Annotated in this window: 10 protein-coding genes and 2 pseudogenes; 6 read left to right on the top strand and 6 right to left on the bottom strand. The window is 73.0% G+C overall.

The features are described from left to right. Nucleotides 1-69: 69 nt before the first annotated feature. A pseudogene (locus ABT245_RS23505) lies at nucleotides 70-235 on the top strand (alpha/beta fold hydrolase); the annotation flags it as partial. Between the two features lie 508 nt (nucleotides 236-743). On the opposite strand, the gene ABT245_RS23500 reads toward ABT245_RS23505, so the two are convergent. After that, nucleotides 744-1415 (bottom strand): ScbR family autoregulator-binding transcription factor, encoded by a 672-nt coding sequence (locus ABT245_RS23500; protein ID WP_351736576.1) that lies wholly within the window; start codon nucleotides 1413-1415, stop codon nucleotides 744-746. A gap of 754 nt (nucleotides 1416-2169) precedes the next feature. Between ABT245_RS23500 and ABT245_RS23495 the strand changes: the two genes are divergently transcribed. After that, a complete protein-coding gene (locus tag ABT245_RS23495; RefSeq protein ID WP_351736590.1) occupies nucleotides 2170-3642 on the top strand; it encodes a N,N-dimethylformamidase beta subunit family domain-containing protein in 1473 nt (490 codons plus the stop codon). A gap of 409 nt (nucleotides 3643-4051) precedes the next feature. Further along, nucleotides 4052-5947 carry a glycerophosphodiester phosphodiesterase gene (locus ABT245_RS23490; RefSeq protein ID WP_351736574.1) on the top strand — a complete coding sequence of 632 codons (1896 nt, stop codon included), beginning with the start codon at nucleotides 4052-4054 and terminating at the stop codon, nucleotides 5945-5947. A gap of 92 nt (nucleotides 5948-6039) precedes the next feature. Here the strand turns inward: ABT245_RS23490 and ABT245_RS23485 are convergent, their stop codons facing one another. The 4 genes from ABT245_RS23485 to ABT245_RS23470 all read right to left on the bottom strand — a co-directional run bounded on the left by ABT245_RS23485 (nucleotide 6040) and on the right by ABT245_RS23470 (nucleotide 11311). Further along, complete coding sequence (locus ABT245_RS23485) at nucleotides 6040-6543, bottom strand: hypothetical protein (protein ID WP_351736572.1); 504 nt, start codon at nucleotides 6541-6543, stop codon at nucleotides 6040-6042. A gap of 116 nt (nucleotides 6544-6659) precedes the next feature. Then, nucleotides 6660-8291: a phosphodiester glycosidase family protein gene (locus ABT245_RS23480; protein ID WP_351736570.1), complete on the bottom strand. Its 1632-nt coding sequence runs from the start codon at nucleotides 8289-8291 to the stop codon at nucleotides 6660-6662. Between the two features lie 268 nt (nucleotides 8292-8559). Beyond that, nucleotides 8560-10326: a PP2C family protein-serine/threonine phosphatase gene (locus tag ABT245_RS23475; RefSeq protein WP_351736568.1), complete on the bottom strand. Its 1767-nt coding sequence runs from the start codon at nucleotides 10324-10326 to the stop codon at nucleotides 8560-8562. Between the two features lie 265 nt (nucleotides 10327-10591). After that, nucleotides 10592-11311, bottom strand: coding sequence for a ScbR family autoregulator-binding transcription factor (locus ABT245_RS23470; protein WP_351736566.1), 720 nt, complete (start codon nucleotides 11309-11311; stop codon nucleotides 10592-10594). Between the two features lie 528 nt (nucleotides 11312-11839). Here ABT245_RS23470 and ABT245_RS23465 point away from each other — a divergent pair. Beyond that, on the top strand, nucleotides 11840-12628 hold the full coding sequence (locus ABT245_RS23465; protein WP_351736564.1) for an HAD family hydrolase: 789 nt from the start codon (nucleotides 11840-11842) through the stop codon (nucleotides 12626-12628). A 313-nt stretch (nucleotides 12629-12941) separates the two neighbouring features. Here the strand turns inward: ABT245_RS23465 and ABT245_RS23460 are convergent. Continuing rightward, nucleotides 12942-13299: pseudogene (locus ABT245_RS23460) on the bottom strand (alcohol dehydrogenase catalytic domain-containing protein); the annotation flags it as partial. 305 nt (nucleotides 13300-13604) lie between these two features. On the opposite strand from ABT245_RS23460, the gene ABT245_RS23455 reads away from it, so the two are divergent. Both ABT245_RS23455 and ABT245_RS23450 read left to right on the top strand, forming a co-directional pair. Next, a complete protein-coding gene (locus ABT245_RS23455) occupies nucleotides 13605-13769 on the top strand; it encodes a hypothetical protein (protein WP_351736562.1) in 165 nt (54 codons plus the stop codon). Nucleotides 13770-14114: 345 nt separating this feature from the next. Then, nucleotides 14115-17030, top strand: coding sequence for a GH92 family glycosyl hydrolase (locus tag ABT245_RS23450; RefSeq protein WP_351736560.1), 2916 nt, complete (start codon nucleotides 14115-14117; stop codon nucleotides 17028-17030). Nucleotides 17031-17086: the final 56 nt, after the last annotated feature.

Raw genomic sequence — 17086 nt, 5'->3', positions numbered from 1 at the left:
GCGTCGGGCCGTCCTGACGGCCCGACGCCGCCCGCCCGCTGATCACCGCGAACCGAACGGCTCCGGCCACTGGCGCTGGGCGGCGCGGCGTTCATCGAGGAGCACCGAGCCCCAGGTGTGGCTCATGGCCCACGACGTCACCGGTCATGTCTTCGCGGCGGGCCACGACCCGGCCGAGGAGGTGCCCGACGAAGTGACCGACGTGGCGCTGCCGTTCCTCGCCGCACGGAGGTAACCACACGGAGGTAACCCCACGGGGGCAGCCGTACGGAGGCGACCGGGAGCAGACAGCCGGGCGGAGGCGGCCGCACGGAGGCGGCGGGGCGACGGCGGCCGGGCAGCAACCGGGCAGAGGCAACGGGGCGAACACAGCCAGGCGGAAGCGGCCGGGCGGAAGCGGCCCGCCGTGCTCCGTCCCGGCCCCGCTCGCCCCCGGTACGCCCCCGGGTGGGGGTGCGGGGTAAAGGAGCGGGCGGCGGCATGGCGGGCGTGGGGGAACACGACGGGCAGGGCACCGGGCAGGTGGGAGGCGGTCCGTGGGCGCCGTTGGCACACCGGCCCTTCCGCCGTCTGGCGGCTGCCGCGGTGACGCGCGCGGCGGGCATACCCGGCTGACGGCCGCCCGGCCCCACGGCCTGGCACCGGGCCGTGGTCTGCACATCGAGCAGGAGACAGCAAGTAAGAAACAGCACGTGCGGTATGCCAAACGGCAGGGCGGACCGCCCAAGTGCCCGATGGGGGTGTCAGACCTCGGTGGTCACCAGGGCGGCCCGGCGGGCGTGTTCCGCCTCGGCCTCGCGTACGACGCGGGCGCCGCGGTCGGGCGCGGTGTCCAGCCTGACCAGCGCCGCGGGGGTGGCGATGGCCGGCAGCATGTGGTTGTACAGGACGGAGACCCGCTCACCGAGGTCGCTCCAGCGGGCGGCGGCCTCGGAGAACGCCTGTGTGCCCAGCCAGGCCCCGAAGAAGCACTCGGCGGTCTGCGCGGGCTCGACGTGCGGCAGCACCTCGCCCCGCTCCCGGGCCTGCGCCAGCAGCGCGGTGGACTGCTCGATCCAGGCCGGCCAGGTACTGCCGAACACGGTGCGCCCCTGTAGGTCGCCGGAGAGCCGGATGCCTGCCCGCAGGATGACGTCCCGGGGGACCTGGTGCGCCAGCGTCATACCGGTGTCCACCCACTCCTGCAACTTCAGTTCGCGCGGCACGTGGTGGTCGCGGGTGATCCGCGCCTCGATCACACCGCGTGCCAGTGCTTCCTTGGAGTCGAAGTGGAAGTACAGGGCGCCCTTGGTCACCCCGGCCCGTTCCAGGATCTCCGCGATGGTCGCCGTGGCGTAGCCACGCTCGGCGAAGACCGAGGCGGCGGCCTCGATAACAGCACGGCGGGTCCGAACTGCACGCTCCTGCCGTGCCATGGGACCGCTCCTTTGGTGAAAACCAAACCGAACGTGATGCACCTTACCCCAATCCGCCACCACCGCCCCGGCGGTGATCGGCGGCGACGGCCCGTTGGTCTTGGGTGCCGCCCCGGCGGCCGGGCGCGGGGCCGGTGCCCTCTCGGCGGGTGAGGGAGCGGGCTCCGATTCGTCCACCCCGCGGGGCTGCCCGCGGCGTCGGCGTCCGGTGGCGGCCCTCGTGAGCGGAGCCTCCGTGCCGCACGATCAACCGACTCACCGCGCGGATCGGGGTGTTGGCCCGGCGCCGCCCCGGGAGCCGACCGGTCGCAGCGGTAACACATCGGACGCACAGGGGCGTTGACGTGTTCCCATGACGATCATAGGCTCCCCGGCCATCACCTCTGGCCCGGCCGGCGCCCCGGTCCGTCGGGGCTGCGGTGAGACCGTCCCGGAACGCCGGTGGTGCCGCTACGGGACGCGCGCGCGAGTGTCCCGTCGGCGCGGTCGGCCCGGCCGCATTGTCCGTAGCCTACGGGACGCGCGCGCGAGTGTCCCGTGTCAGCCTGGCCATAGGCCTGGCAGCGCGAGCCGACCGGCGGGAGGAGCTGTGCACTCCGACAGACACGACAGACACGACACACACGGCAGGCCCCGCGGGCACGGCGGAGACCGCGGGCACGGCACGGCCGGCGCGAACGAGCGGACACCTCCCGCAGCCGGTCCTGACCGCAGACGCTTCCTCGGTGTGTGCGCGGGAATCGGGCTGTCCTCCATGACGGCCGCCACCTGCACGCCGTCCGCCCCCACGCCACGCCCCACACCCGCCGCGCACCGGGCCGAAGCGGAGCGGGACCGCCCGGGCACATCCGATTGGCGCATCCGGTCCCGGGGCCCCGACACCGCCATCGCCGGGTACGCGGACCGGTCCAGCGTGACGCCCGGTGAGGAGTGCGGACTGCATGTGTCGACGACCGCCTCGTCCTTCCGTGTCTCGGCCTTCCGGATCGGCTGGTACGGCGGTGCCCAGGCGCGGCTCGTCTGGTCGTCCGGGCGCGTGCCGGGCCGTGCCCGCCCCGGGCCCCGCTTCCTGCCCGACACACGCACGGTGCGCGCCGCCTGGCCCCGCACCCTCGCCTGTGACACGGCCGACTGGCCGGAAGGCGCGTACCTGCTGCGGCTCGACGCGGACACCGGTCACCAGCGCTACATCCCGCTGATCGTCCGCTCCACCGAGGGCACCGGCCGTACCGTCCTCATGCACGCCCCCGCCACCTGGCAGGCGTACAACAGGTGGGGCGGCTACAGCCTCTACAACGGCTCCTCGGGCGCGTACGCCACCCGCTCCCTGGCCGTCAGCTTCGACCGCCCCTACGACGGTGACGGCGCGGAGAAGTTCCTCGTGTACGAGCGCGCGGCGGTGGTGCTGGCCGAGCGGCTCGGCATCCCGCTCGCCTACACCACCGGCACCGATGTGCACCACGACCCGGCGGTCCTGCACGGCGCGACGGCGGTGATCACGCTGGGCCACGACGAGTACTGGACCCCGCAGCAGCGGGACCGTCTCACCCGGGCCCGGGACTCCGGCACCAACATCGCCTTCCTCGGCGCCAACACCTGTTTCCGGCGCGTCCGCCTCGAACAGGGCGACACCGCGGCCGACCGCACGGTGGTCTGCTACAAGTCCTCCGTGCGCAGCGACCCGTACTACGCGACCCACCCCGCCCTGGCGACCACCGACTTCCGTCTCGCCCCGGCGGCCGACCCCGAGTCGTCCCTGACCGGAGTGCTGTACGAGGGCTACCCCACCGACGCGCCGTACGTCGTGCATGCCGCCGGCCACTGGCTGTACGAGGGCACCGGTGTGCGTCCCGGCGACGCGTTCGCGCACGTCGTCGGCGTCGAGTACGACCGGGTCACACCCGGGCCTTCGGTCCCGGCGCCCCTGGAGATCACGGCCCACTCCCCGCTCGTGTGCAACGGCCGCCCCAGCCACAGCGATTCCGCCTATTACACGGCCGCCGGCGGTGCGGGCGTCTTCGCCTCGGGCACCATGCGCTGGGTGGAAGGTCTCATGGCGGGCACCCCCGATGGTGGCCGCGACCACGGCATGGACGCCCGCACCCGCGACTTCGTCACCCGTACCACGGAGAACCTTCTGCGGGGCTTCGCCGAGGGCCCGGCCGCGCGGCACCGGCCCGCGCCGCGCCCGAACACCGAGGACGTGTACCGGAACGCCACCGTGTGAGCCGGCGCGTCGACCGCTTCACCATCGCACCTGTGTTCCGCTCGGGTCGCCGGTACGGCTCCTGCTCCCCCGCCCGAAGGCACAAACGCGCCGCCCTGCCGCGGGACGCGATGCCTCCCCACCGTCATCATGCTTCCGCACCACCGGGGCCCCCGCACCTCGACGGCCCTGTTGCGCCGGCGGGAGCGCCCTTGCGTGTGCCGACGGCGTCGCGGCCCCTGGCCGCCCCGCGCGAGACGACCGACCCGCTCCGCTGACGGCCGCCGAAGGAGCGCGGCGAACCGCGCTCGGCCGCGACGGTGCGGCGGGCGGTCGACGGCGGGCGGCCGCAGCCATCATCTACCCGGCCGCTGAACGGAATTCCCCTGTGCGTCAGCGGAAGTTGAGCAACCAACCGTACGTTCCGCTCATGTCGAACAGATCGCTCAGCACCTTCTCGGCGGCGATGCTCAGCTCCGCCGCACTCGTCCTCGGGGTCGTGGTCACCCCCGCGGGCGCCGACCCGACCGCGTCCGGCGCCGCCGCACCGGCGAACCGGACCGTGGTGGCCGAGGACTTCTCCGGCACCGCCCTGCCCGCGGGGTTCACCGCCGTGGAGGGCACCTGGCAGGTCAAGGGCGGCCGGTTGTATGGCACTTCGGCCAACGCCAACCAGCAGAGCCGCATCACGTTCGGCGAACACCTGGGCGACTTCCGCATCGAGGCGACCGCACGGTTCGAGTCCGTGAACGACTCCGCCCGCTGGACCGCGATGAACCTCGACGTCCCCGCCGACGGCGCCGTGCCCTGGCAGATCGCCACCATGCGCAGCGGCACGACCGCCGCCAACGGCCTGGAGTTCGCCCAGCGCACCACCGCGGGCGCCTGGAACGTCACCGACACCACCGCCGCGCCTTCGGCCGCCAGCACCGGCCGCGACGTACGGATCGCCGTCGAGGTGCACGGCGCCAAGGCCCGCTGGTACTTCAACGGCACCGAGGCCATGCGGACCACGAGGCTCGCCCGTTCGGCGCACGGCGTCGAGGCCCTGGTGGTCAACGGCGCCACCGTCTCCTTCGACGATCTGAAGGTGACCGAACTGCCCGTCGAGAGCCACCTCCGTCCCGCGGGTTCCCCGCTGACCGTGATCGCGCACCGCGGCGCCTCCTCCGCCGCCCCGGAGAACACCCTGGTCTCCGACGAGATCGCCCGGCGCGGCGGGGCCGAGTACATCGAGAACGACGTCCAGCCGAGCAAGGACGGCGTCCCGTATGTGCTGCACGACGGCACGGTGGACCGCACCACGGACGGCACCGGCGGCATCCGGGACCTGACGTCCGCTCAACTGGACGCGCTGGACGCCGGTTCGTGGTTCGCGCCCGCCTACAAGGGCACCCGCATCCCCACGCTGGCCGCCCAGTTGGCGGATCTGAAGAGCCGCGGCGGCGATCTGCTGCTGGAGATCAAGGGCGCCCACACCCGGGACGAGGTGGCCACGATCGTCAGGACCATCCGCGACCACGGCATGACCGGCCGGGTGTTCGTGCAGAGCTTTGAGGTCAGCGCGTTGCGGTACACCCACGAGCTGGCGCCCGAACTGCCGCTGGGTCTGCTGCGGGACTCCCTGGACGCCGACCCGGTGGCCGTCGCGGAGGAACTGCACCTCTCGGCCTACAACCCGTCGGACGGCGCCCTGTCCAAGAAGCCCGGCGTGGTGCGGGACCTGCACGCGGCCGGGGTCGCGGTGAACGTCTGGACGGTGGACAGCGCGGCCCGCTGGCAGGCGCTGGAGGCCGCCGGAGTGGACGGCATCATCACCAACCGTCCGGCGGAGCTGGCCGGTTGGAACGCCGCCTGGCTGCAGCGCAGGAACGAGACCCCGGGCGCACCGGCCCTGAGCGTCACCTCGCCGGCCGCAGGCGCCCGGCTCGACCGCGCGCAGACCCCGGTCGTCGCGGTGCAGTCCACCGGCGCCGACAAGGTCACCCTCACCCTGGACGGCGGCCCCGTCGGCGCCGGCAAGCCCCTGGATCTTTCCGGGCTCGCCGCCGGTGAGCACACCCTGCGCGCCGAGGCCACCGGTCCCGGCGGCACCGCCACGGCCACGTCGGTCTTCACCGTCGAGGCGTCCCGGACCGGTCTTGCCCATCTGATCCTGACCTCGGGCGCCGAGGATCACGCCGTCGCCACGCTGACCGGCATGCTCGGCCGCGCCGACTACAGGCAGCTCGCCACGTGGGCCGAGCGGCACGCCGGCAGGGCGGGGCTGTCCGGTGACCGCGCCGCTCTGATAGCGGCCGAGGCGTCCGCCCTGGCCACGGCCTGAGACGGCCACCGGCCGGTCGGTGACAGCCGCCGTCGGTCGGTGTCAGCCGGTGTCAGTGGGCGCCGGTCGGTGTCAGTGGGCGCCGGTCGGTGTCAGTCGGCCTTCAGGACCGCGAAGCCGGCCTCGCCCTCGTGGAACTGGGCGAACAGTTCCGCGAGGGTGGCCGGGCCCACGTGGTCGATGAGGAGCACCGGCTGTTTCACACCGTCCCGTTCGGGGGGTGCGAAGTCGGTGACGATCTCGCGGCGCAGCAGAATGACCTGGTCGTCGTCCGCCGGGTCGGCGGCGAGGGCGGCCAGGTGCTCGTGCAGGGTGTCGGTGCTGTCGGCCAGATCGGCGGCGAGCACCTGCCGGGAGGCCCGGATACTGACCGCCAGCCGGTCGCCGCCGCGTTCGTAGCGGGCCGACAGATCGAACGGCAGCAGATAGAAGACGCCCTCCTCGCCCTCGTGCCCCCGGTTCAGGAGTACGGAGACCATGCGCTCCCCGGGGTCCTCGGACGTCACATCGACGGAGAGGAGCACGCCGGTCTCCTCCGGGCCGAACGGCGGAACGGCGGTGATCCATATGCTGGGTGAGTCTGGTGAGTCGGTCATGCCGGGCATCCAAGCACACGCCTGTGACAGGCTCCGCTGACAGAACGGCGGGGCGGCACCCCGTCGGCCGGCTCGGTCGCGGCCGCCGGCGAAGTGCCGCCCGGGGTGGCTCGGGGTCAGCCCCTGCCCGTGCGCGGCAGGACCTGGACCGTGTCCCCGACGGCGCGCTCACCGCTCGCGTCGGACGTGGTGTTGACGAGGGCGCCGTCGACCGCCATCGCGGTGGAGCCTCCGCCGTCGAGGTTGAGTGCCTGCACGGCGCCGAGGGAGCGCATGAAGCCGGCGGCCTCGGCGAGCGTGAAGCCCTCGCTGACGCCGGGCTGACGACCGTCCACGGTCACCAGCAGCAGCCGGCCCCGGCGGTCGACGCCGGCCAGGGTGCGGGGCTGGCGCACGTTCGACCAGGCGAACCCGAAGGAGAGGTCGAGCGGGTCCAGGGTGCCCTCGGTGGCGGCGTCGATGTGCACACGGCCGTCCTCGACCAGGGTGGGCGCCGCGCTGACGACGCTGTCGTCGGGCCCGAGCCTGACCTGGCGTCCCGAGGCGTCCCGGACGACCTCGCGCAGCGTCAGACGCCGGGCGACGTCGGCGTGCTCGGTGAGCCAGGCGGCCGCCGCTCCGGTGCCTTGCAGGACGGAGCCCTTCGCGGGCACGGCACCGTCCCGGTCACCGCGCCGGACGACGACCCCGCGCTCGTCCAGCACCACCTGTACGCCGGTGCCCGTGGGCAGGGGGGCCCGGAAGGTGGGGGTGAACTTCACCAGGTCGTCCGCGAGCGTGCAAGTGGTGTCGTGCCGGGGCAGCTCGGTGGGCACGGCGCCGGGACGGCCGCAGTTGCGCAGCTTGCCCGGCACCCGGTTGATGCCCTGCACCGCGTGAGTGGCGGCGCCGGCGCGCACGGTGACGGTGGTGGACAGGTCCGCGACGCGCGGGCGCCGTCCGCCGTCGCCGAGGATCAGTGCCGCGCGTGAGCCGACGGCCATCGACTCCAGTCGGCCGTGTACGGCGGACAGCCCCGCCATCGTGCCCTGGACACCGTCCGCGTCCGAGGTGATGAAGAACCCGCCGTTGACGCCGACCAGGGAGCCGAGCCGGGCGGCCACCGCGGAGGTCTTCTCGCGGTCGGCGACGTCACCGCCGTCGCTGACCGCGACGGTGCCCCGCAGCCGGTCCGGGTCGACGACGGCGACATGGATGCGTTCCGCGTCGGCGCTCTGCCGTCCGTCGTAGCCCGTCCACTCGACGGAGGTGCGGAAACCGGCCGCCGTCACCGAGGAGTTGAGCGCGCCCGCCGCGGCCTGGGTGGCATACCGGCCGACCCTGACCTGCCAGCCCATCGTGCCGCGCGGGGTGTCGGAGTACGGGTCCCACACCACCCGTTCCAGCCGCGGTTCGAATCCGGCCGCGCGCAGCCGCGCGGCGGTGGTGTCGGCCCAGTCGCGGTCCCCGAGCGGAGCCCAGGCGGCGGCGCCGGTGAGCCGGTTGACGGCCGGTGCCTGGACGGTGACCGTCCACACGCCGGCGGCGTCGGGGTCGCGCAGCACCCCGCTGCGGACCTGGACACCGGGCGCCACCTGCTGGGTGGTCCAGGTGATCGTGCTGGTGACCGGGGCGGCGGCCCGCGCGCTCGCGGCGGCCGGCGGGACGAAGGCGATCAGGGCCAGCGCGGTCCCGAGCGCGATGCCTCGTCCGACTCCCTGTTTTCCGCGGCGCGCCCCGCGTCCCGGCGTCTCGGCTGTGACGGACATGCCTCTCCTGACGTACGGCTCCTGCGGTGCCGGCCGGCATGCCGTCACCGCGCTCGGCCACCATCACAGTCCCGCGGGGGGACGGTGGCGTGAGGCGTCAGGGACCTGCCGGGGAATCCTCGGTGACATCCGCACCCGGTCACCACGCGGCGCAAGAGCGACCAGCCCACGGTGGATCGGATATGACGGCCCGTCAAGTGGCGCCGTGCACCGTCGACATCGCGCCGACGTGCACGGTCCGGTGACGGCCACCGCCGTCGGCCGGGCGTCAGTCGGTGCGGTCGTGCACGAGACGGAAGGCGAGCACCGTGGCGTCGTCCGCCGTGTGCGGCCCGGTCAGTGCCCCGACCAGTTCCCGGACGAAGGCGTCCAGCGCCTCGCCGCCGGGCGGGATGCCGTCGTCGGCGTACGCCTCGACCACCCCGAGCAGCCGGGAGCAGTCCCGGTCGAGGTCGGAGCCGCGGCGCTCGATCAGCCCGTCCGAGTACAGCAGCACCACGTCACCGGGCCGCAGGAAGGTGCCGGCCGCCGTGTAGACCTCCCCGGGCAGCACGCCCAGCGGCAGTCCGGGACCGCCCGGCGGAGGGTCGAGCAGGCAGGCGTGCCGGCCGCGTACCAGGACCGGCAGCGGATGCCCCGCGCACGTCCAGCGCAGCAGTCCGAGGTCGGGACGGTACAGGGCGATGACCGCGGTGGCCGTGGACTCCGCCCCGTCGTCACAGGCGACCGCGTTCAGCCAGCCGGTCAGCCGCTCCACCAGCTCGCCGGTGTAGGCGAGGCCGCCCAGCGCGTAGCGCAGTTTCGCCATCAGGGTGACGGCGTCGAGGCCATGACCGCGGGCGTCACCGAGCGCGATCAGCACCTTGCCGTTCGGCAGGATGCGGGTCTTGTACCAGTCGCCGCCCACCCGCGCCGCGCGTGCCTCGGGGCGGTAGACGGCGGCCGCCTCGATCCCGCGCCGGGCCAGTTCCGCCGGGAAGCCCGGCAGTACGGCGTCCCGCAGGCGCTCGGCCACCTCGGCGACCGCGTCCGCCCGCTCCCGCTGGGTGCGGGCCTCCCGGCTCGCCTGCGCGGCCAGGGCCCGGCTGGTGCGGTCGTCGGTCACATCGTGCAGCACCGCGCGTACGGCCCACACCGGGCCCTGCGCCAGGCGTACCGGCTCCGCGACGAAGCGGACGATCCTCTCGCCGGGACCGGACAGGGGCAGATCGCAGTCCGCGATCTGCGAGCCCAGCAGGATGTCGTGGACGGACCGGTACAGCGCCTCCAGGCCGTCCGGTGTCACCATGCGGCCCAGTTCGACGAGGCCGGGAAGCGGCTGCCCGGCGGGCAGCCCCAGGACGCCGGGCAGCCCGGACGACGCGTCCGCGCTGCCGTCGCCGAGATTCCACTCGGCCCATCCGACCCGCACCAGGCGCTGGGCCTCCTGCGCCGTCAGGGATTCGTGCCCGTGTTCCCAGGTGAGCAGCAGCAGATCCGCGCAGGGGATCACCCGTACCTCGCTGCTCACCCGGATCACCAGAAAGCCGGGCCCGGGCAGCGGCCACTCGGCGGGCTCGGGGCCCTGCACCCGACCGCTGCGGTGGGCCTCGGTGAGCAGGTGTGGCACGGCCGTGTCGGTGAGGGTGGGGAAGCGTTCGAACAGCGGCACCGGCCCGGTCCACGACGCAAGGGTCCCGGGCGGCAGCCGGCCTGCCATGTACGCGCGTGCGGCCTGGTTCTGCCCCACGTCGTAGAACTCCGGCGGCCCGCCCGCTTCGTCGGGCACCGGGAGGACGAGCGTGGTGGGCACGGGAAGGGCGTCCAGCAGTTCCCGGACCGGTGAGTCGATGCCGGGGGTGGGCGGCGGCAGCCCGCGGGAGCACAGCCGCCGTCTGACACCGGGAGCGGCGGAGTACGCCTCCACATAGCGCGCGATCCTGAACCGCTGCTCGGTCAGCAGCAGTTCCAGCGCCTGGAGTCTGCGGCGGCTCGGCATGTCGCCGGTGGCCGTCGAGCTGAGCGACGCATCGGCCCCGACCGGATTGTCCGCCATGCGCTCGCACGCCTCCTTCTCCCGGGGCCGCACTGCGGCCGGGTGCGTCCGGCGCTCTGCGGTGTGCGGCACCGGCGCGTCCCCTTCAGTCCCATGCTCCGCGCCCCGTGACGGGCGAGCCACTCGACGCCCGCGCCCCGGCGACCGGCACGGCCGCGCGGTGGGACACGGCGACCGCCGGACCAGCGGTTCACGACCTCCTAGGGCGTGTCTCGAAAGTCCCGTCTGGCCCTCCGGGCGGACGACGCTACTTTCGAAATACGCCCTAGTCCCGTGCCGCCCGCACCTGCGCCGGACCCGAGGAACCCGCCGGGCGCACGGAATCCGCCGGCTTCCGCGCCGCCTGGCGCGTCGCCGCCGCGCGCGCCTTTTTGACCACTTGCGCCGGGTCCGAGTCCCGCTGGAGGGAGAGCAGGGTCAGATGCCACCAGTCGGTGAGGCGTTCGGTGACCGTGTGCGGGCCCTCCAGGGCCTCGGTGAGAGTGCACAGGCCGAAGAAGGCCCGGACCAGGGTGCGGGCGGTGGCGGCGGGGCGTACGTCGTGCGCGAGGTGGCCGGCGGCCCGGGCCTGGGCAAGGAGGCGGGTGGCGGCGGCGGTCCACTGGGCGAAGGGGTCGGGCAGCGGGGCGTCGATGGTGTCGCGCTCGGCCCACAGGCGTGCGCCCGCGCGTGTGAGGGTGTCCTCGGCGAGGGCCCGGGCGATCTCGTAGCTGAGGGTGACGAGGCGTTCCAGGGGCGGTACGGCGCGGTCCGTGTACCGCGCGGCGAGGCCCGACCAGGTGGCGAACCGGTCCTGGACGACGGCGAGGGCGATCCCCTCCTTGCTGGCGTAGTGGAAATAGACGGAGCCGCTGGTCCGCCCGGACCTGGCACTTATGTCGTTGACGCTGGTACCGGCGTATCCCTGTTCGGCGAAGAGGCAGGCAGCTGCCTCCAGGAGTGATCTGCGGGTTGCCCTGGCCCGTTCCTGCAATGTGCTGTCCACTTTCGCTCAGCATTGCCCTGACGACGGAGAATGTAATGCGCCCGCGCACGCCGGGTGGAATTATCGCCGACCCTGTGCGGTAAATGCTCAATTCTTTCGAAGGTGAACGCTCGCGGGTGATTTCGGGCCCGATTCGGCGCGGCTCCTGGCGGCGACGCGACTTTTTACGGCCTGGCCGCACCTATTCCGCATTGCCTCCCGCATATGCATCAACTCGGCAGCATTTATGCAGCGTTGACGGGACGCGGAAACGGCGGCCGAGTGCCCTGCGCGCAAGCCCGCTTACACCCTCACTCCGACCACTGTCGAGCACTCGAAGTAGTGATTGCGTGAGGCTCCGAGCCGAAAATAGCGTAGCGACCGCGATGTTTCCCCTTTGCGACTAAATGACCCGAGTCCGGGCCGTTTCATCCGTACGACGACACCGATGGAGGCGCCCGCTCTGCGCGCGTCCGGCACGGGGAACCGCAGCATTCGCCCGAACCGCGGTCCGCCACGAGCAGGGCCGCCCCTCCCGCAGGAGCCACCGTGACCACCCAGGCATCTTCCCTTCTCGACTGGTCCCCCGAAGCCGTCGTCTTCGACTGCGACGGCACCCTGATGAACACCGAACGCCACTGGCAGGACGCCCGGATGAGGGCCTTGCGCGCCTTCGGCCTGCGGCCGTCGCCCGGGTTCGCGGAGCGGGCCAAGGGCGTGCACTACACCGACTGCGGCCGTCTGATGGCCGAGGAGGCGCACAAGCCCGAGCTGACCGACGACCTGACGCAGGCGCTGCTGGCGAACTTCCTGGAACTCGTCGCCGGCGATCCCGCGACCATGCCGGGTGCCGCCGAGTTCGTGCGGTCGCTGTCCGGCCGGCTGCCGCTCGCGGTGGCCAGCAACTGCCCTCTGGAGGTCGTGGAGGAATGCCTCTCCCGAGCGCGGCTGCGCCGTCACTTCCGGCACATCGTCGTACCGTCCGGCATGCCTCCGGACACGCCCGGCACGGACCCGGCGGCCGGTACGCCGGGGATCGTGCGGCCCAAGCCCTGGCCCGACGTGTACGCGACGGCGGCACGGCTGTGCGGCGCCCGGCCGCAGGACACGCTGGCGGTCGAGGACTCCCTGACGGGCGTCGAGTCCGCACGGCGGGCCGGGCTGCGGGTGCTCGGGGTGGGGCCCCGGCCGAGTGAAGCGGACGCCGAGCGGGCCGACCTGTGGGTGCCGGCCCTGCACTCGCCGCTGCTGCGGGCCTGGGTCCGGGACCGGGTGCCGCGCCCCGCAGGACCCGCCCCCCGGGTGGGCAACCAGCGGGGACCCGAAGAACCCGGCTGAACCCACCCGACCGCCCGGCCCGACGCCCGACTCGGAGCCCACAGGAACCCGGCTGAACCCACCCGACCGCCCGGCCCGACGCCCGACTCGGAGCCCACAGGAACCCGGCTGAACCCACCCGACCGCCCGGCCGGAGGCCCGACCGGGGTGACGAACCGCTCCTCGCTGCTGCCGACGAGGTCGTCCTTGGTGTCGGAGCAACGAAAGGGGGCGCACCGTGAGACACCGCCCACACGGACGATCTGGCCGCTCCTGTCGCACCGACGGGGCGGGGGTCCTGGTTCGGCAGGGCGGCCGCGTACCTCGCGGCGCCCGTCGCACCGGCGGGGCGCGCGTACTGCACCAGCGGCGTGCCGGTGCCGCCCGCCGCCGCGGGGACCACGACCACCGAGTCCGGGCCCGGCTCGGCGAACCGCAGGACCCCCATCGCCGTACGGCCCGTACCGATCATGGCGACGACCCCGGCGAAGTCCAGGCTCTCCGGCTATCTCATGCACCGGGTCGACGCCGACGACGGCGAGTTCCGCGTAGCCGCCGGGCGCGAACCCGAGATGGGCCACCACGCGTCGCCCGCGACACCGCTCGGCGACCCCCTCGCCGAGCGACTCGACCGCACCGGCCACCTCACGTCCCGGCACGGCGGGCAGGACAGGCGGCTCGGGTACGGCCCCAGGTGCTGCCGTACCCGACCCCGTGCGCCCCATCGCGAGGCCGCGATCGGCGCGCGGCGTGGCGTGCATTCCGGTCGTCGGCCCGGCGTGTCGGCGCTAGTCCGCGCAACCGGGTGACGGCCCGGCCGTTCCAAGGGCGTCAGGGTCGCCCACCGCACCTCAGGGCGCACCCGGGCAGCCGTCTTTCACCCGAACGGCTCAGGGTCCGTCCGCACTGAGTGCGCGGTCACCCATCCGGACGCAGGCTGAAACCGTTCGTGCCACGGACACGCCACAGGCTGATCACTACTCCTCTGGGAGGTCACGTGATCCTGCTCGCCCTGCTCATCCCCGTCGCACTGCTGCTCCTGATGTTCGCCATGCAGGCCCTGGAAGACCTCCTGTTCCCCCCGCCCCCCGACCCTCCCGACCCCGAGCCTCCGGGACCGCCGCCGGAGGACTACGTGCCCGAGTGGTCGGCCTCTGCCTGAGCGGCCGGGCCGTGCACATGTCGCGGTCGGGGCGCCCCTGCCCGAGCGGCCCTTGTCGCGGCAGTCCGTGAAACTCGTACGATCAGCAACTCGTCCACGCCGTGCTGCCTCTGAGCCACACCGCGCGACAGCGCCGTTCGACCACCTGCGCACCTGTGGAGCGCCATGAGCGCCGGTGGCGCGGGCGGGGTCCGCCCGAACCGTGTACGGGACGGTTCCAGCGGTGTTCACGAACTGGCCTTGTCCGGTGTCTATATGTGCTCTGGTCGATACCCATGGAGCCCCCTGACCCGCGAGCCCTCGCTCGCGGGTCCCTGCCAACGGCTGTAGAGGACCAGAACACCCATGTGGAGATCCGTTTCGCGGCGTGCGCCGCGGCCCGGCGCCGGACGGCGCCGACTCCTGGCCGGCGCCCTCGCGTTGGGCACCGTCCTGTCGGGCCTGCTGCCCGGCACGGCAGCGGCGTCCAACAGCACCATCGACCCCTTCGACGCGGTCGACCAGTTCATCGGCACCCGGCTGGACACCGGCCAGAACAAGGGCAACAGCGCCTACGGCGACACCTATCCCGGCGCCACCGTGCCGTTCGGCATGGTGCAGTCCAGCCCCACCACCTACCGGACGAGCGACGGCGACCAGAAGGGCGGATACGAGTACACCGCGGACCGGATCCGCGGCTTCGGCATGACCCGGCTGTCCGGCACCGGCTGCGAGGGCCGGTTCGGCGCGTTCGACTTCCCCGTACTGCCGTACACCGGCGAACTGCCCGGCGGCGCGCTGCCCACCAGCCCGGCGACGCGCATCACCGACTACTACCTGCCGTTCAGTCACACCGCCGAGAAGGCCGAGCCCGGCTACTACTCGGTGCGCACTGATAACGATGTCAGGACCGAGCTGACGGCCGGCACCCGGGCCGCGGTCAGCCGCTACGACTTCACCGGCGCGACCGGCTCCACCCTGCTGATCGATGTCGCGGGCTCCAACAACCGCATCTTCGGCAGCCAGGTCACCATCGAGGGCAACACGGTGAGCGGGTGGGTCGACGCCGCCTCCATCTGCGATGTGGGCAGCCACTACCGCGCGTACTTCTCGACCACCTTCGACAAGCCGATCCGCTCCTTCGGCACCTGGCAGGGCGGCACCGTCACCCCCGGGTCCACCACCGCGCAGGGCACCGACACCAAGCACGGCGCCGGCGCCTATCTGGTCTTCGACAAGGGCGCCAAGGTGACCGCGAAGAGCGGGCTGAGCTATGTCGGCGTCGCAGGCGCCGCCCTGAACCGGGACACCGAGGTCGGCTCGTCCGGCTTCGACAAGGTCCGCGGTCGGGCGGCCAAGACCTGGCGCGAGGCGCTGAACACCGTGACGGTGGACGGCGGCGGCAGGGACCAGCGGGTGAAGTTCTACACCGCCCTGTACCACGCACTGCTGCACCCCAACGTGTTCGAGGACGTTGACGGCCGGTGGACCGGCTACGACGGCGAGATCCACCGAGTGGCCCGGGGACACCACCAGTACGTCACCTTCTCGGGCTGGGACACCTACCGCGGTCAGGCCCAGCTGGTCGCGCTGCTGTTCCCCAAGGTCGGCGACGACATCAACCAGTCCATCGTGGACATGGTGCGGCAGACCGGCAGCTGGCCCAACTGGCCGCATCTGAACCAGTCGCAGCAGAAGATGAGCGGGGACTCGCTGCAGTCGCTGCTCGCCTCGGTGGACGCCTTCGGCAGCACCCACTACGAGCGGGCCGCCGCGCTGGCCTCCATGGTCGCCACCCAGTCGCTGCCCGCCACCACCACCAAGCGGGCAGCCGGCTACCAGTACTTCAGCACCGGGTTCATCGAGAACCGCAAGGGCAACTCGGCGACCTCCACGACGCTGGAGTACGCGATCGACGACTTCGGCATCGCCCAGCTCGCCGGGCGGCTCGGCGACCACGACGCCTACCGGACGTTCATGGCGCGCGCGCAGAACTGGCAGAACGTCTTCGACAGCCGGACCCAGCAGATCCGGCCCCGCGGCCGCACCGGCTTCGACCAGGGCTTCGACCTCGGTGAGCGGGGCGACCAGTTCGACCAGGCCACCGGCTACCAGTACGGCTGGCTGGTGCCGCAGAACGTCGGCACGCTGATCGAGAAGCGCGGCGGGGTCGCGAAGACCACCGCCGAACTGGACGAGCACACCGAGAACCTGGACGCCGGCGTGTACAACGTCACCGGCGCCTACCTCAGCAACCAGCCCAGCTTCTCCATGCCGTACGTCTACAACTGGCTGGGACGGCCCGACAGGACGGCCGATGTGCTGCGCCGCGCGACCACCGAGATGTACGACACCTCGCCGTCCGGGCTGCCGGGCAACGACGACCTCGGCTCGCTGAGCGCCTGGTACGTGTGGGCGAACCTGGGTGTCTACCCCTCGATCTACGGCACCGCCAACCTGGTGGTCTCCGCCCCGATGTTCGAGCACATCAAGGTGAGGAGCGCCGGCACGGGACGCACCATCACCATCGCCGCGGACGGCGTCGCCCACGGCCGCCCGTACGTCGACGGCCTCAAGGTGAACGGGCACCGTACCAGCCGCTCCTGGGTGGGCGAGGACTTCGCCCGCAAGGGCGGCACCCTGAAGTTCACCATGGCGGGGACCCCCGGCACCTGGGGTACCGGCGCGGGCGACGTGCCGCCGTCGTACACGGACGGCGGTGACGACCGCAACAACATCGGGACCACTCCGGCGGGCCGGGGCGACCTGGGCTCGCTGGATCTGAGCGACAACTCGCTCTCGCGCGAGCAGCTCGCGGCGGCCGGTGCCACCCCGGGCGCGCGTCTGCCGCTGGGCGACACCGGCGCCGTCTTCACCTGGCCTGAGGCCGCGCCGGGCGAGCCCGACAACTGGATCCCGCACGGCCAGCGGATCGAGCTGCACGGCGCCCCGGCGACCGCCGTCAGCTTCCTCGGCCTGGCCGCCAACGGCCCGTCGCAGGGCACCGCGGTCGTCGAGTACACCGACGGCAGCAGCACGCAGGTGCCGGTCCGGTTCACCGACTGGACCCCGGGCACCGCCTACCAGTTCGGCAACACCCCGCTGGTCACCACCAACGGGCGCAACAACGTCTCCGGGGGCTCGGACAGCGCCCAGGCGAAGGTGTTCGCCACCGTGCCGACGGCGCTCGACCCGGGCAAACATGTCGCGTCCGTCGTCCTCCCGCAGGGCACGGACCGGGGCGTGATGCACGTCTTCGACGTCACCCTGACCACCCGCTGACCGACCGGCCGCCGGCCCGAGGCGCCCGCCCCCGCACCGCCGCGGGGCGGGCGCCG

Source organism: Streptomyces sp. NPDC001508, assembly GCF_040298665.1.
Lineage (GTDB): Bacteria > Actinomycetota > Actinomycetes > Streptomycetales > Streptomycetaceae > Streptomyces.
The sequence above is the reverse complement of the archived record's forward strand: the minus strand, read 5'-3'. Positions and strand labels throughout refer to the sequence as shown.

Bases quoted from the DNA above. Each gene is read 5' to 3' on its own strand.
- ABT245_RS23500 (WP_351736576.1), bottom strand. From the start codon at position 1,415: ATGGCACGGCAGGAGCGTGCAGTTCGGACCCGCCGTGCTGTTATCGAG.
- ABT245_RS23495 (WP_351736590.1), top strand. From the start codon at position 2,170: ATGACGGCCGCCACCTGCACGCCGTCCGCCCCCACGCCACGCCCCACA.
- ABT245_RS23490 (WP_351736574.1), top strand. From the start codon at position 4,052: ATGTCGAACAGATCGCTCAGCACCTTCTCGGCGGCGATGCTCAGCTCC.
- ABT245_RS23485 (WP_351736572.1), bottom strand. From the start codon at position 6,543: ATGACCGACTCACCAGACTCACCCAGCATATGGATCACCGCCGTTCCG.
- ABT245_RS23480 (WP_351736570.1), bottom strand. From the start codon at position 8,291: ATGTCCGTCACAGCCGAGACGCCGGGACGCGGGGCGCGCCGCGGAAAA.
- ABT245_RS23475 (WP_351736568.1), bottom strand. From the start codon at position 10,326: ATGGCGGACAATCCGGTCGGGGCCGATGCGTCGCTCAGCTCGACGGCC.
- ABT245_RS23450 (WP_351736560.1), top strand. From the start codon at position 14,115: ATGTGGAGATCCGTTTCGCGGCGTGCGCCGCGGCCCGGCGCCGGACGG.